The sequence below is a fragment of the Nocardioides halotolerans DSM 19273 genome, from assembly GCF_000422805.1.
Lineage (GTDB): Bacteria > Actinomycetota > Actinomycetes > Propionibacteriales > Nocardioidaceae > Nocardioides > Nocardioides halotolerans.
This window is the reverse complement of the sequence record NZ_KE383926.1, coordinates 172,870-186,990: the sequence shown is the minus strand read 5'-3', so window position 1 is coordinate 186,990 and position 14,121 is coordinate 172,870. Positions and strand designations below refer to the sequence as shown.

Genomic DNA, 14,121 nt, shown 5'->3' with positions numbered 1-14,121 from the left:
GCTTCGCCGACGTAATCTTGCAGACATGTGCCGCAACATCCGTCCGCTCAACAACTTCGAGCCCCCGGCGACCGATGACGAGGTGACCGCCGCGGCCCTGCAGTTCGTGCGCAAGGTCAGCGGGGCGACCAAGCCGTCGGCCGCCAACCAGGCGATCTTCGACCAGGCCGTGCACGACATCGCGCACGTCGTCCGGCACCTGATCGACGACCTGGTCACCACCGCGCCGCCCAAGGACCGCGAGGTCGAGGCCGCGAAGGCGCGCGAGCGGGCGGCGCTCCGCTACGCGCAATGACGTTGGCCGGCCGGGGTTTCGAGACGGTCGCAGAACGACCTCCTCAACCAGCGGCGACGGAGGTCCTCGACTTCCTGGCCGACCGTCCGCTGGTCGCGCTCACCGGCGCGGGGTGCTCGACGGACTCCGGCATCCCCGACTACCGCGGGCCGGGCAGCCCGGCGCGCACCCCGATGACCTACCAGGAGTTCGTGTCGGGTCCCGAGGCGCAGCAGCGCTACTGGGCCCGCAGCCACCTCGGGTGGAGCCGGATGCGCACCGCCGAGCCGAACGCCGGTCACCACGCGCTGGCCCGCATCGACCCCGCGCTGCTCGTCACCCAGAACGTCGACGGGCTGCACGAGCGGGCCGGATCGCGGCGGGTGGTGGCCCTGCACGGCCGGATCGCCGACGTCGTCTGCCTGGCCTGCCGGGCGGTCACGGCGCGGAGCGCGCTGCAGCAGCGGCTGACCGAGCTCAACCCGGGCTTCGCGGAGCGGCACCTGGCCGCCGACGTGCGCCCCGACGGTGACGTCGAGCTCGAGGACACCTCCGGCTTCGTGGTCGCCGGCTGCCAGGACTGCGGCGGCGTGCTCAAGCCGCACGTGGTGTTCTTCGGCGAGAACGTGCCGGCCGACCGCGTCGAGCGCTGCTACGCCGCCGTCGACGCGCTCACGGGGTGCGACGGGGCCCTGCTGGTCGCCGGCTCGAGCCTGACGGTGATGAGCGGCTTCCGCTTCGTCCGGCGCGCGGCCAAGGCGGGCACGCCCGTCGTGGTCGTCAACCGCGGCGAGACGCGCGGCGACGACCTGGCGACGTACCGCCTGCACGCGGGGACGTCGGAGTTCCTGACCGCGCTCGACCTGCGGCGGGCTCCCCACGCCTCCTAGCGCGTCACCGGAGAGTGCCGAAGCTCAGAGCTTGCGCACGAAGATGTGGTCTGCCGCCTCCGGCACGATCTCGGCGGTCTCGCCGCCGGAGCCGACCAGCACGCCCTCGGGCGTGGAGATGACCGTGATCGTCTTGTCGGGCAGGGCACCCACGCGGCGCAGCGCGCTCATCAGGGACTCGTCCTTCTGCATCTCCTCGGAGATGCGGCGGACCAGCACCCGGCCCTCCTCGCGGGAGGCGGCGTCGGACAGCGCCTCGACACCGGTCATGAAGTGCTCGCCGAGCGTCTCCTCGCCGAGCTCGGCCAGGCCCGGGATCGGGTTGCCGTACGGCGACTCGGTCGGATGGTCGAGCAGCTCGACCAGCCGCCGCTCCACGGTCTCGGACATGACGTGCTCCCAGCGGCAGGCCTCCTCGTGCACGAGCTCCCAGTCGAGGCCGATCACGTCGGTGAGCAGCCGCTCCGCGAGGCGGTGCTTGCGCATCACCCGGGTGGCGAGGCGCATGCCCTCCTCGGTCAGCTGGAGGTGACGGTCGCCCTCGACCGTGACAAGGCCGTCGCGCTCCATCCGCGCCACGGTCTGCGAGACGGTGGGCCCGCTCTGGTGCAGCCGCTCCGCGATCCGCGCACGCAGCGGGACGATGCCCTCCTCGACCAGCTCGTAGATGGTCCGGAGGTACATCTCCGTGGTGTCGATCAGGTCGCTCATGCTTCTCCGGGGTCCCCGCGGAAGCGAGCGGCCTCCGCGCGAAGCGCCTCTCCGGCGCGGTTTCGTGGGGTGGTCACACGAGACATTCTGTCCTACGAGCGGGTACCGGCCCCGGCCTGGACGCCGAGGAGGGACGGTCGCGATGCCGACGAGCGTGATGTGGTTCCGCCGCGACCTGCGGCTGGCCGACAACCCCGCCCTCCTCGACGCGGTCGCCGACGGGCCGGTGCTGCCGCTGTTCGTCCTCGATCCTGCGCTCTGGGGTCCTGCCGGGCCGACCAGGCGCGCCTACCTGGGAGCCTCGCTGCGCGCCCTCGACGAGCAGCTGCGCCAGCACCGGACCCGGCTCTCCGTCGTCCGCGGCGACCCCGTGCGCCGGGTGGTGCTGGCCGCCCGTGCGGTCGGCGCCGAGCGGGTGCACGCCGCGGCGGACTTCGGTCCCTACGGCCGGCGCCGCGACTCCGCGGTCGAGGCCGCGCTCGCAGAGGCCGGCATCGAGCTGGTGCGCACCGGGACGCCGTACGCCGTCGCACCGGGCCGGGTCACGAACGGCTCCGGCGAGGGCTACCGGGTCTTCACGCCGTTCTCCCGGGCGTGGTCCGAGCACGGCTGGCGAGCGCCGGCCGACCCGCCCTCCGGCGCGAGCTGGACCGTGCTCGAGGACGGCACGACCGAGATCCCCGACCCCGCTCCCCCGGCGGGACTGGAGCTGCCCGAGGCGGGCGAGGCCGCGGCGCTGCGCCGCTGGGAGGAGTTCCTCGACCGCGTCGACGCCTACGACGAGGACCGTGACAAGCCCGGGGTCGACGGGACCTCGCGCATGTCGGTGCACCTGAAGTGGGGCGAGATCCACCCGCGCACGATGCTGGCCGCGCTGGCCCGCAAGCGCAGCACGGGCGCCGCGACGTACCGCAAGGAGCTCGCGTGGCGTGAGTTCTACGCCGGCGTGCTCTTCCGCGAGCCACGGACGGCGCGGGAGTACCTCCGGACCGAGTTCGCGCGGATGGCCTACGACCGGCCGGGCACCCAGCTCGAGGCGTGGCAGGAGGGTCGGACCGGCTTCCCGGTCGTCGACGCCGGGATGCGCCAGCTGCGCGCCGTCGGGTGGATGCACAACCGGGTCCGGATGATCGTCGCGAGCTTCCTGGTGAAGGACCTCCACCTGGAGTGGCAGCACGGCGCCCGGCACTTCATGCACTGGCTCGTGGACGCCGACCTGGCCTCCAACCAGCACGGCTGGCAGTGGACCGCGGGCTGCGGGACCGACCCGGCGCCCTACTTCCGCGTCTTCAACCCGACCACGCAGGGCCGGAAGTTCGACCCGGGCGGCGCCTACGTCCGCCGGTGGGTCGAGGAGCTCCGCGATCCCGAGCGCGTGCCCGACCCGCACGACCCGGACCTGGAGACCCGCGAGCTGGTGGGCTACCCGGCGCCGATGGTCGACCACAAGGCGGAGCGCCAGGAGGCTCTCGACCGTTGGGAGGCGGTCCGGTGACCGATCACCCACGGCGTAGCGTGACCGGGTGACCTCAGCCTCCGTCGACACCGAGCTGCTCGTCGCCGGCCGCTTCCGCGGCCCCGCCCGCTCCGGCAACGGCGGCTACACCTCCGGGGCGCTGGCGGCGCTCGCGCCGCCCGGCTGGGGCGGGGTCACGGTCCGGCTCAGCCAGCCGCCGCCGCTCGACGTCACGATGACGGTGGCCCGCGACGAAGCCCTCCTCGTGGCGTCGTACGACGGCCGGGAGGTGGCCCGGGCGACGCCGGCCGACCGCGAGCTCGAGCCGGTGCCGCCGGTCGACGCGGCGACCGCGCGGGCCGCCGAGGCGGCGTACCCGGGCCTGGCGGCGCACCCGTTTCCCACCTGCTTCGCCTGCGGCACCGGCCGCGAGCCCGGGGACGGTCTCCGCATCTTCCCGGGACCAGTCGGCGAGGGCCGGGTCGCTGCGACCTGGACGCCCGACACCGGGCTGTGCGCCGACTGGCACGAGTACCGCGACGCCACCCTGGAGGCCGGTCACGCAGTCACCTGGGCGGCCCTCGACTGCGCCGGCGGCTGGGCCGCCGACATCGGTGCCCGGCTGATGGTGCTCGGCACCATGACCGCCCGGCTGTGGTCGCTCCCGTGCGTCGGTGAGGAGCACGTCGTCGTCGGCGCCGCCCGCGGCGAGTCGGGCCGCAAGCGGGCCAGCGCCACGTCCCTCTACGACTCCGCCGGCGTGCTCGTCGGCACCGCGGAGCACGTCTGGATCGCCGTCGACCCCAAGGATTTCAATTGAGCACGACCACGGCACCCTGGTGGCGGCACGCGGTGACCTACCAGGTCTACGTCCGCAGCTTCGCCGACAGCGACGGTGACGGCGTCGGCGACCTGCCCGGCATCACCTCGCGCCTGCCCTACTTGCGCGACCTCGGCGTCGACGCGCTCTGGATCACGCCGTTCTACACCTCCCCGCAGCGCGACCACGGCTACGACGTCGCCGACTACACCGACGTCGACCCGCTGTTCGGCAGCCTCGCGGACGCCGATGCGCTGATCGCGACGGCCCACGACGTCGGGCTGCGGGTCGTGGTCGACCTCGTGCCCAACCACACCTCGAGCGAGCACGCGTGGTTCCGCGCAGCGCTCGCCAGCCCGCCGGGGTCGCCGGAGCGAGCGCGCTACATCTTCCGCGACGGCACGGGGCCCGACGGCGCCGAGCCGCCGAACAACTGGCGCTCGGTGTTCGGCGGTCTCGCGTGGACGCGGGTGCCCGACGGGCAGTGGTACCTCCACCTCTTCGACACCTCCCAGCCCGACCTCGACTGGCGCAACCCCGAGGTCGGCGACCTGTTCGAGTCGGTGCTGAGGTTCTGGCTCGACCGCGGCGTCGACGGCTTCCGCGTCGACGTCGCGCACGGCCTGGTCAAGGAGGAGGGCCTGCGCGACCAGGTGGTGCCCGAGGGCGAGGAGCCCGCCAGCGGCATCGACTTCACCGAGGCCGCGCGCGATCGACCGCCGCGCGACGAGCCGATGTGGGACCAGCCGGAGGTGCACGACATCTACCGGCGCTGGCACCGGGTGCTCGCCGACTACCCCGGCGACCGGATGACGGTGGCCGAGGCGTGGACCCAGACCCCGGAGTCGATGGCCCGCTACGTCCGCTCCGACGAGATGAGCCAGGCGTTCAACTTCTCCTGGCTGCTCGCGCCGTGGTCGGCCCGGGCCTTCGCGGGCGTCGTACGCCGGACGCTGGCGGAGCTCGCCGAGGTCGACGCCGCGCCCACGTGGGTGCTCAGCAACCACGACGTGGTGCGGCACGCGACGAGGTACGGCGGCGGGCCGGTCGGCATCGCCCGCGCCCGCGCCGCGACGCTCGCGATGCTGGCGCTGCCGGGCTCGGCGTACCTCTACCAGGGCGAGGAGCTCGGCCTCGAGGACGTCGACGTCCCCGAGGAGCTGCGCCAGGACCCGTCCTGGCTGCGCACGCACACCCACTGGCGCGACGGCTGCCGGGTGCCGATCCCGTGGGCGGGCGACGCGCCGCCATACTGCTTCGGCCCGGGCACCGGGCAGCCGTGGCTGCCCCAGCCCCTCGACTGGGCCGACCGCACGGTCGCCGCGCAGGAGCAGGACCCCGACTCGACGCTGGCGTTCTACAAGACCGCGCTGGCCGCGCGCCGCGAGCACGCGCTCGACGCGACCGAGGAGGTGGAGCTGCTCGACGCGGGTGACGACGTGCTCAGCTTCACGCGCGGCCTGCTGACGGTGGTCCTCAACGCCGGCCCCGACGCGGTCGAGCTGCCGGCGGGCGAGGTGGTCGTGGCGAGCGGCGAGCTGGAGGGCCGCCTGCTGCCGACCGACACCGCCGTCTGGCTCGCACAGACCGGCTGACGCCGGCCACGCTCAGGCGTTGAGCGCGAGGTTGTACTTCTCCAGCGTGGCGGCGAAGGTCGCCAGCTCGTCGGTCGTCCAGTCGCCCAGCCGCTCGTCGAGCCACTTGCGCCGGTGCTCGGCCACGTCGGCGAGCCGGTGCTTGGCGTCCTCGCTCGCGGCGACGAGCGTGGCCCGGCCGTCGGCGGGGTCGGGGGTGCGCTCCACCAGGCCGAGCTCGGCGAGGTGCTGGAGCTGGCGGCTGACCGCGCCCTTGTCGATGTTGAACTTCTCGACCATCGACGAGGCGCGCACCGGCCCCTCGTCGACCAGCCACGACAGCAGGAGGTACGACGCCGGCTGGAGGTCCTCGTGGACGGCGCGGGCGCGCTCGCCGATGACCCGCCGGATCCGGCGGATCAGCACGCCGACCTCACGCTCGAGCATCCGCAGGGAGTCCGTTCGCTCGGTCACCGCACGCCCGTCCTGACGCCGGCGCCGGCGTCGACACCCTGGTCCACGGCGCCATTGTTGCCGATGGCGGCGTCCTGGTGGTCGAGCGTCGTGCGGAGGGGGACCTCGCGGATGAACAGGATGCACACGAACGCGAGCAGCGCGAACGGGGTCGCGACCAGGAACAGGTGGCCGGTGGCATCGCCGAACGCGCCCTCGTAGAGCGAGCGGACGGGCGCGGGCAGCGCGTCGAGGTCGGGGATGGCGCCGGTGCTGTGACCGCCCTCGATGCCGAGCGCGGCGAGCCCGTCGGTGACCTTCTGGGTCACCTGGTGGCTGAGCAGGGCGCCCAGCGCGGAGACGCCGATCGAGCCGCCCATCGAGCGGAAGAACGACACGACCGAGCTGGCCGCACCCATGTCGGCCTGGGCGGTGTTGTTCTGGACCGCGAGCACGAGGTTCTGCATCGTGGCGCCGAGCCCGAGGCCCAGGAGCGCCATGAACGCGCCGACCTCCACCAGCGGGGTGTCCGCGTCGATGGTGCCGAGCAGGCCCAGCCCGATGACGACGAGCACCATGCCGCCGGTGAGGTACCGCTTCCAGAGGCCGGTCTCGCTGATGATGCGGCCGGTGACGATGCTCGAGACGAGCAGCCCGCCGACCATCGCGACCGACATCAGGCCGGCCTCGGTGGGGGTCATGCCGCGGGCGTTCTGGAAGTACTCGCTGAGGTAGACCGTCGCCCCGAACATCGAGACGCCGATGAGCACCGAGGCGGCCGTGGCGAGCGAGGTGGTGCGGTCCTTGAAGAGCCGCAGCGGGATGACCGGCTCGACCGCGACCCGCGCCTCGACGTACACCGCGGCGGCGATCACCGCGACGCCGAGCGCCACGAGGACGGCGGTGGCCGGCGAGAGCCAGTCGAACTGCTGGCCGGCCAGCGAGACCCAGACCAGCAGGATGCTCACGCCGCCGACGATCAGCGTCGCGCCGAGGTAGTCGATGTCGACGTGGCGCTTCACGACCGGCAGGTGCAGCTTGAACTGCAGCACGAGGAACGCCGCGAGGGCGACCGGGAGGCCGACGTAGAACGTGCCGCGCCAACCGAGCGGGGAGTCGACGATCAGGCCGCCGATGAGCGGGCCGGAGACCGTGGCGAGGGCGAACGTCGCGCCGATGTAGCCGGAGTAGCGGCCGCGCTCGCGCGGGCTCACCATCGAGGCGATCACGACCTGGACGAGCGCGGTCAGGCCGCCGACGCCGAGGCCCTGGACCACGCGCGCGCCGATCAGCGTCTCCATGTTGGGGGCGAGGCCGGCGATGAGGGAGCCGACGCTGTAGATCACGAGGGCCGACTGCACGAGCAGCTTCTTGCTGAAGAGGTCGGCGAGCTTGCCCCAGATCGGGGTGGTGGCGGTCATCGAGAGCAATGTCGCCACCACGACCCACGTGTAGCCGGTCTGGCTGCCGTGCAGGTCGCTGACGATGCGCGGCAGCGCGTTGGTCACCACGGTGCTCGACAGCATCGCGACGAACATGGCGAGCAGCAGCCCGGAGAGCGCCTCGAGCACCTCGCGGTGCGACATCTGACCGGACGCCTCGACGGGCGCCTCGTCGGGTGCCTCGTCGATGGAGCCGGGGGCGGCCGGGGTCCCGGCGGGGGTGGGTGTGGTCACGGAGTCCTGGTCTCGGTCGGGGCGAAGCACGGTCGTCATAAGGTTGCCGTCGTCAACGGTATTCCCGAAGGTTGACACCAGTCAACCACTGAGACGGCGATCACGCTTGCTCGAAAAGCACGGTCGTGCCATTGTTGATCCGTGACCAAGGGTGCGGAGACCAAGGCGGCGATCCTCGACGCCGCGGTGGCCATCGCGTCGGAGGTGGGCTTCACCGGTCTCACCATCGGCCAGCTGGCCGAGCACACCGGCATGAGCAAGAGCGGTCTCTTCGCCCACTTCAAGTCCAAGGAAGCCATGCAGCTCGAGACCCTCGAGCGGGCGCGCGAGCGGTTCACCGACCTCGTGATCCGTCCGACGCTGGCGGCACCCCGCGGCGAGGCGCGGGTGCGCGCCCTCTTCGACAAGTGGCTCGAGTGGGAGACCCAGGCGCTCCAAGGCGGCTGCATCTTCGTCACGGCCGCCACCGAGTTCGACGACCAGCCCGGGCCGATGCGCGACGCGGTGCTGCGCAGCCAGCAGGACTGGCTCGAGTTCGTCGCCACCGTGGCCGGCACCGCCGTGACCGACGGCGACTTCCGCTCCGACCTCGACACCGAGCAGGTGGCCTTCACGCTCCAGGGCCTGATGCTCGGCTACCACCACGCCGCGCGACTGATGCGCGACCCCAAGGCGCTCGACCACACCCGCCAGGCCCTCGACCAGCTGCTCGAGTCCTGCGCGGCCTAGCCGACCCGTCGCCCCAGGAAGGACCTCACGCCATGTCAGCTCTTCAGAAAAGCACGACCGTTCGTCTCAGGAACGCTCTCGTGCGCGCCCGGTTCCGGTACGCCGAGCACCTCGCCCCCGGCCGCGCCGGACGGGCCGCGCGCGACCTGTGGTTCACCGCGCCACCGCGGATGGCGGACCTTCCCGTCCCGTCCGGCAGCATGCCGTTCGAGGTCGAGGCGCAGGGCCACACGGTCCGCGGCCTCGTCTGGGGCGACCCCGAGGCCCGGCCCGTCTACCTCGTGCACGGCTGGGGCGGCCGCGGCACGCAGTTCGGCGCGATGGTGCCGGCGCTGCTCGACGCCGGCCACCGCGTCGTCATGTTCGACGCCCCTGCCCACGGCGACTCCGACCACGGCCCGGCCGGCCCGGGCCGCACCAACGGGGTCGAGCTCGCCAAGGCCCTCGACGCCGTCTTCTGCCGCTTCGGGCCGGCCGAGGCCGTCGTCGCGCACTCGATGGGCACCATCGCGACCTACCTCGCCCTGCGGTTCGGCTGGCTCGGCGCCGACCGCCTGGTGTTCATCGCCCCGATGGTCGAGGCCGAGTCGCTCTTCGACCAGTTCCAGAAGGCGCTCGGCTTCGGCCCTCGCGTCCGGGCGGCGTTCGACCGCGCGGTCGATGAGTTCGTCGGCGTCCCGCTGCTGGACTTCGACGCCCGGGTCCAGGCCCGCCACGTCGACCCGCTGCCGACCCTGGTCATCACCGACCGTGGCGACCGGCAGACCTCCTACGCCGACGTGGTCGACTTCGCGGAGTCGGTCGGCGCCCCGCTCGTGACCACCGAGGGCCTCGGTCACCGCAAGATCCTGCGCGACCCGGCCGTCGTCGACCGCGTGGTCGACTTCGTCGGCACCCAGGCGCGCCTGGGCCGCTCGGCTTAGACCCCTGGAGATGCAGCAACCCGCAGGCGTGGCCCCTGTGGAGGGGCCGCACCGGGGGACGTTCCCGGTTCGCCTGCGGGTCGGGTAGCTGCGGTGGATTCGCCAGCAGCTCGGCACGACCGGCCTCGATCTCTTGGCCAACCTGCCGTGTTGCTGGGGCTGCTAGCGGGCAGCCACCTCACGCGTCCTCAAAGAATTCATTCTTCGGACCACCTCCTTTCCCGTGTACGACGAGCGTAGGTCGCCGCGGGCGCGTGGACAATGAGTTATCCGGGAGCCGGGCTCAGGCGACGGCCGCCGCGAACTGCGACTGGTACAGCCGCGCATAGGCGCCGTCCGAGGCGAGCAGCGAGTCGTGGTTGCCCTGCTCGACGATCCGGCCGTCCTCCATCACCAGGATCAGGTCGGCGTCGCGGATCGTGGACAGCCGGTGGGCGATCACGAACGACGTCCGGTCGGTGCGCAGCGCCGCCATTGCGTGCTGCAGCAGCAGCTCGGTGCGGGTGTCGACCGACGACGTCGCCTCGTCGAGGATGAGCAGCGCCGGGTCGGCGAGGAAGGCCCGCGCGATCGTGAGCAGCTGCCGCTCGCCCGCGGACAGGTTGTCGCCGTCCTCGTCGACCAGCGTGTCGTAGCCGTCGGGCAGCGAGTGCACGAACCGGTCGACGAACGTCGCCCGGGCCGCCTCGAGCACCTCCTCCTCGGTGGCGTCGGGGCGCCCGTAGCGGATGTTGTCGCGGATGGTGCCCTTGAACAGCCAGGTGTCCTGCAGCACCATGCCGATCCGGCCGCGCAGGGCGGCGCGCGGCATCGCGGTGATGTCGGTGCCGTCGATCGTGATCCGACCGCCGTCGAGCTCGTAGAAGCGCATGACGAGGTTGACCAGCGTGGTCTTGCCGGCACCCGTAGGGCCGACGATCGCGACCGTCTGGCCCGGGCTGGCGACCAGCGAGAGGTCCTCGATGAGCGGCTCGGCGGGGTCGTAGCTGAACGACACATGCTCGAACCGCACCTCTCCCCTGCCGGCGGGCGGGAAGACGTCGGTGCTGTCGGGCACCTGCTCGTCGGCGTCGAGCAGCTCGAAGACCCGCTCGGCGGAGGCGACGCCGGACTGCAGGAGGTTCATCATCGAGGCGACCTGGGTGAGCGGCTGCATGAACTGCCGGGAGTACTGGATGAACGCCTGCACCTCGCCCAGCGTCAGCGTGCCGTGAGCGACCCGGAGACCGCCGACGACCGCGACCACGACGTAGTTGAGGTTCCCGATGAACATCATCACCGGCATGATCAGCCCGCTCACGAACTGCGCCTTGAACGACGCCTGGTAGAGCTCCTCGTTCTCCTCGGCGAAGGTCCGCTCGACCTCGGCGCGCCGCCCGAAGACGGTGACGAGCGCGTGGCCCGAGAACGACTCCTCGATCTGGGCGTTGAGCCGGCCGGTCCGACGCCACTGGGCGATGAACTGCCCCTGCGACCGCTTCATGATCCGCGAGGTCACCCACATCGACACCGGCACCGAGACGAGCGCGATCAGCGCCAGGAGCGGCGAGATCCACAGCATCATCGCGAGCACCGCCACGACGGTGAGCAGCGACGTCATCAGCTGGCTCATCGTCTGCTGCAGGGTCTGGCTGATGTTGTCGATGTCGTTGGTGACCCGGCTCATCAGCTCGCCGCGCGGCTGCTTGTCGAAGTACTCCAGCGGCAGCGCGTTGACCTTGTCCTCCACGTCGGAGCGCATCCGGCGCACGGTGCTCTGGACGACGTCGTTGAGCAGGTAGCCCTGGCCCCACGCGAGCACCGAGCCCGCGGCGTAGACCGCGACCACCTCGAGCAGCGTGGTGCGCACGGCCGCGAAGTCGACGGGCTGCTGGGCGAGGAAGGCGCCGAAGATCAGGTCGGTCGCGTGGCCGAGCAGCCGTGGGCCGTAGGCGAGCAGGAAGACGCTCGCCACGGCCAGGGCGATGACGGCGTAGGCGCGGTTGCGCTCGGGGGCCATCCGGCGTACGAGCCGCTTGGCCGACGGGCCGAAGGTCATGGCCTTCTGGCCCACCATGCCGCCGCCCATCGGGCCGCGACCCGGGCCGCCCATCGGCGCCTCGATGCGCTCGGTCTGCTTCATCGCCGGGCCGCCCTTGGGGGCGGTGGTGGTGCTCATGCGGCCTCCTCGGCGGTGAGCTGGGAGGCGACGATCTCCTGGTAGGTCTCGTTGCTCCCGAGCAGCTCGGTGTGGGTGCCGCGACCGACCACGCGGCCGTCCTCCAGCACCAGGATCAGGTCGGCGTCGCGGATGGTGGAGACGCGCTGCGCCACGACGACGACGGTCGAGTCGCGGGTCTCGGGACGCAGCGCCGCGCGCAACCGGGCGTCGGTCGTGAGGTCGAGCGCGGAGAACGTGTCGTCGAACAGGTAGATCTCGGGGCGGCGCACGAGCGCCCGGGCGATCGCGAGCCGCTGCCGCTGGCCGCCCGAGACGTTCGTGCCGCCCTGGACGATCGGGGCGTCGAGGCCCTCCGGCATCCGCTCGACGAAGTCGCGAGCCTGGGCCACCTCCAGCGCGTGCCACAGCTCGTCGTCGGTCGCGTCCGGCTTGCCGTGCAGGAGGTTGCTGCGCACGGTGCCGGTGAAGAGGAACGCCTTCTGGGGCACCAGCCCGATCCGCGACCACAGCGTCTCGGGGGCGATGTCGCGCACGTCGACGCCGTCGACCCGCACCGCGCCGGACGTCGCGTCGAAGAGCCGCGGCACCAGGTTGACCAGGGTGGTCTTGCCCGCGCCGGTCGAGCCGATGATCGCGACGGTCTGGCCCGGACGCGCGCTGAAGCCGACGTCGCACAGCACCGGGTGCTCGGCGCCGGGGTAGGTGAACGACACGTCCTCGAGCTCGAGCTCGCCGTACGCGGTGAGCTCGGTGACCCCGGCCTGGGGCGGTACGACGCTCGGCCGGGTGTCGAGCACCTCGCTGATCCGGTCGGCGCACACCGCCGAGCGCGGCACCTGCATGAGCATGAAGGTCCCCATCATCACGCTCATGAGGATCTGCATGAGGTAGCTCAGGAACGCCGTCAGCGCCCCCACCTGCATCTGCCCCTCGTCGACCCGGTGCCCGCCGTACCAGATGACCGCGACGCTCGACATGTTCACGACCAGCATCACCAGCGGGAACATCGTCGCCATCCAGCGGCCGGCCCGGATCGAGACCTCGGTCAGTCCGTCGTTGGCCTCCGCGAACCGCTGCCGCTCGCGCGGCTCGCGGACGAAGGCGCGGACCACCCGGATGCCGCTGATCTGCTCGCGCATGATCCGGTTGACGTCGTCGATGCGCGACTGGACGAGCCGGAAGCTCGGCACCATCTGCGAGACGACCAGGCCGACGGAGAGGAACAGCGCCGGCACCACGACGGCCAGCAGCCAGGACAGGCCGAGGTCCTCGCGCATCGCCATCACGATCCCGCCGACCATCATGATCGGGACCTGTACCGCGAGCGAGCAGGTGAGCAGCGAGAGCATCTGCACCTGCTGGACGTCGTTGGTGTTGCGGGTGATCAGCGACGGCGCGCCGAACTGGGCGACCTCGCGACCCGAGAAGGCGCCGACGCGGTGGAAGACGGCGGCGCGGAGGTCGCGGCCGAACGACATCGCCGTGCGCGAGGCGCACGCCACGGCGACGACCGAGCAGAGGATCTGCAGCACCGAGACGCCGAGCATGATCGCGCCGGTGTGCAGGATGTAGTCGGTGTCGCCGGTGGCGACGCCGCGGTCGATGATGTCGGCGTTGAGGCTGGGCAGGTAGAGCATCGCGACCGTCGCGGTGAACTGCAGCACCACGATGGCGGCGAGCCACGGCTTGTACGGCGCGAGGTGGGTGCGGAGGAGGCGCAGCAGCATCAGGCCTGCTCCCCCGTCTTCAGGACGCCGTGCAGGATCACGTCGACGATCTCCTCGGGGATCAGTGGTTGGGCATCGGTGAGGTGCGGGTGGCTCGCGGCGAAGGTGAGCCCGCGGACCAGCTCGGTCACGCGGTCGACCGAGAGCTTGAAGAGCGGGGCGTCGGCGCCGATGAGCAGCGCGAGACCGTGGTCGTGCAGGCGGCGGCGGGTAGCCTCGTCGCGGAGCTTCGCCGGCGGCTTGGTGATCCCCATGGCGGTCATCAGCCGGAAGATGCCGAGGAAGCGCTGCTGCAAGAGCCCGGTGTAGGTGACCAGCCGCTCGCGCAGCGGCAGCTCGGGGTCGATCTCCGCCAGCCGCGCCAGGAACGCATCCGGGTCGAACTCGCGCTCCAGGACGGCCTCGAAGAGCTCGTCCTTGCTGGTGAAGCTGCGGAAGATCGTGCCCTCGGCGATGCCGGCCGCCTCGGCTATCAGCCTGGTCGTCGTCGCCTGGCCGTGCTCGTAGAGCAGCGGGCGGGTGGCCTCGATGATGGCCTCGCGGCGCTCCTCGGGCGACATCGGCCGGGCGCGCTCGCGGCGTACGGAGGTGTCAGGCACGCCGGACAGCCTAAAGTGAGTGAGCACTCACTCACAACTCGATTACGTCCTCGTCCCGCCCACTCCACCGTGTAGCCGCACGTCTGCCCACCTGTCACCGCGGCGCTCACCGTGGCCTCGAAGCCGTC

Annotated in this window: 13 protein-coding genes; 7 read left to right on the top strand and 6 right to left on the bottom strand. The window is 72.0% G+C overall.

All coding sequences use genetic code 11. The features are described from left to right. Positions 1 to 25: 25 nt before the first annotated feature. Together G514_RS0122670 and G514_RS0122665 are read left to right on the top strand one after the other, a co-directional pair. The gene (locus tag G514_RS0122670) at positions 26 to 295 is read left to right on the top strand and encodes a DUF2277 domain-containing protein (RefSeq protein ID WP_028653609.1); all 270 of its coding nucleotides are present in this window, start codon (positions 26 to 28) and stop codon (positions 293 to 295) included. Continuing rightward, the gene (locus G514_RS0122665) at positions 292 to 1,164 is read left to right on the top strand and encodes a Sir2 family NAD-dependent protein deacetylase (RefSeq protein WP_028653608.1); all 873 of its coding nucleotides are present in this window, start codon (positions 292 to 294) and stop codon (positions 1,162 to 1,164) included. The genes G514_RS0122670 and G514_RS0122665 overlap by 4 nt, the downstream gene beginning before the upstream one ends. A 24-nt stretch (positions 1,165 to 1,188) precedes the next feature. On the opposite strand, the gene G514_RS0122660 is transcribed toward G514_RS0122665, so the two are convergent. Continuing rightward, the gene (locus G514_RS0122660; RefSeq protein ID WP_028653607.1) at positions 1,189 to 1,875 is read right to left on the bottom strand and encodes an iron-dependent transcriptional repressor DtxR; all 687 of its coding nucleotides are present in this window, start codon (positions 1,873 to 1,875) and stop codon (positions 1,189 to 1,191) included. Positions 1,876 to 2,017: 142 nt separating this feature from the next. On the opposite strand from G514_RS0122660, the gene G514_RS0122655 reads away from it, so the two are divergent. Genes G514_RS0122655 through G514_RS0122645 form a run of 3 tightly spaced genes read left to right on the top strand, consistent with a single transcriptional unit; the run spans position 2,018 to position 5,746 of the window. Beyond that, positions 2,018 to 3,370 carry a cryptochrome/photolyase family protein gene (locus G514_RS0122655; protein ID WP_028653606.1) on the top strand — a complete coding sequence of 451 codons (1,353 nt, stop codon included), beginning with the start codon at positions 2,018 to 2,020 and terminating at the stop codon, positions 3,368 to 3,370. Between the two features lie 28 nt (positions 3,371 to 3,398). Beyond that, positions 3,399 to 4,151 carry a hypothetical protein gene (locus G514_RS0122650; RefSeq protein WP_028653605.1) on the top strand — a complete coding sequence of 251 codons (753 nt, stop codon included), beginning with the start codon at positions 3,399 to 3,401 and terminating at the stop codon, positions 4,149 to 4,151. Then, positions 4,148 to 5,746, top strand: a complete 1,599-nt coding sequence (locus G514_RS0122645) for a glycoside hydrolase family 13 protein (RefSeq protein WP_028653604.1) — start codon at positions 4,148 to 4,150, stop codon at positions 5,744 to 5,746. The genes G514_RS0122650 and G514_RS0122645 overlap by 4 nt, the downstream gene beginning before the upstream one ends. Positions 5,747 to 5,758: 12 nt before the next feature. Here G514_RS0122645 and G514_RS0122640 read toward each other — a convergent pair whose 3' ends face one another. Then, a complete protein-coding gene (locus G514_RS0122640) occupies positions 5,759 to 6,199 on the bottom strand; it encodes a MarR family winged helix-turn-helix transcriptional regulator (protein WP_028653603.1) in 441 nt (146 codons plus the stop codon). Then, complete coding sequence (locus G514_RS0122635) at positions 6,196 to 7,854, bottom strand: MFS transporter (RefSeq protein WP_028653602.1); 1,659 nt, start codon at positions 7,852 to 7,854, stop codon at positions 6,196 to 6,198. Before G514_RS0122635 ends, G514_RS0122640 begins: the two co-directional genes overlap by 4 nt. Positions 7,855 to 7,995: 141 nt before the next feature. Between G514_RS0122635 and G514_RS0122630 the strand changes: the two genes are divergently transcribed. Further along, entirely contained in the window at positions 7,996 to 8,583 is a 588-nt protein-coding gene (locus tag G514_RS0122630; protein ID WP_028653601.1) for a TetR/AcrR family transcriptional regulator, read from the top strand. A gap of 80 nt (positions 8,584 to 8,663) precedes the next feature. Continuing rightward, positions 8,664 to 9,506 (top strand): alpha/beta fold hydrolase, encoded by an 843-nt coding sequence (locus tag G514_RS0122625; protein ID WP_028653600.1) that lies wholly within the window; start codon positions 8,664 to 8,666, stop codon positions 9,504 to 9,506. Positions 9,507 to 9,789: 283 nt separating this feature from the next. On the opposite strand, the gene G514_RS0122620 is transcribed toward G514_RS0122625, so the two are convergent. From G514_RS0122620 to G514_RS28480, 3 genes are read right to left on the bottom strand one after another with little or no spacing between them, the layout of a single operon-like run. Next, a complete protein-coding gene (locus G514_RS0122620; protein ID WP_028653599.1) occupies positions 9,790 to 11,664 on the bottom strand; it encodes an ABC transporter ATP-binding protein in 1,875 nt (624 codons plus the stop codon). Then, on the bottom strand, positions 11,661 to 13,394 hold the full coding sequence (locus G514_RS0122615) for an ABC transporter ATP-binding protein (protein ID WP_028653598.1): 1,734 nt from the start codon (positions 13,392 to 13,394) through the stop codon (positions 11,661 to 11,663). Before G514_RS0122615 ends, G514_RS0122620 begins: the two co-directional genes overlap by 4 nt. Then, positions 13,394 to 13,993 carry a TetR/AcrR family transcriptional regulator gene (locus G514_RS28480; protein WP_157545156.1) on the bottom strand — a complete coding sequence of 200 codons (600 nt, stop codon included), beginning with the start codon at positions 13,991 to 13,993 and terminating at the stop codon, positions 13,394 to 13,396. The genes G514_RS0122615 and G514_RS28480 overlap by 1 nt, the downstream gene beginning before the upstream one ends. Positions 13,994 to 14,121 lie beyond the last annotated feature (128 nt).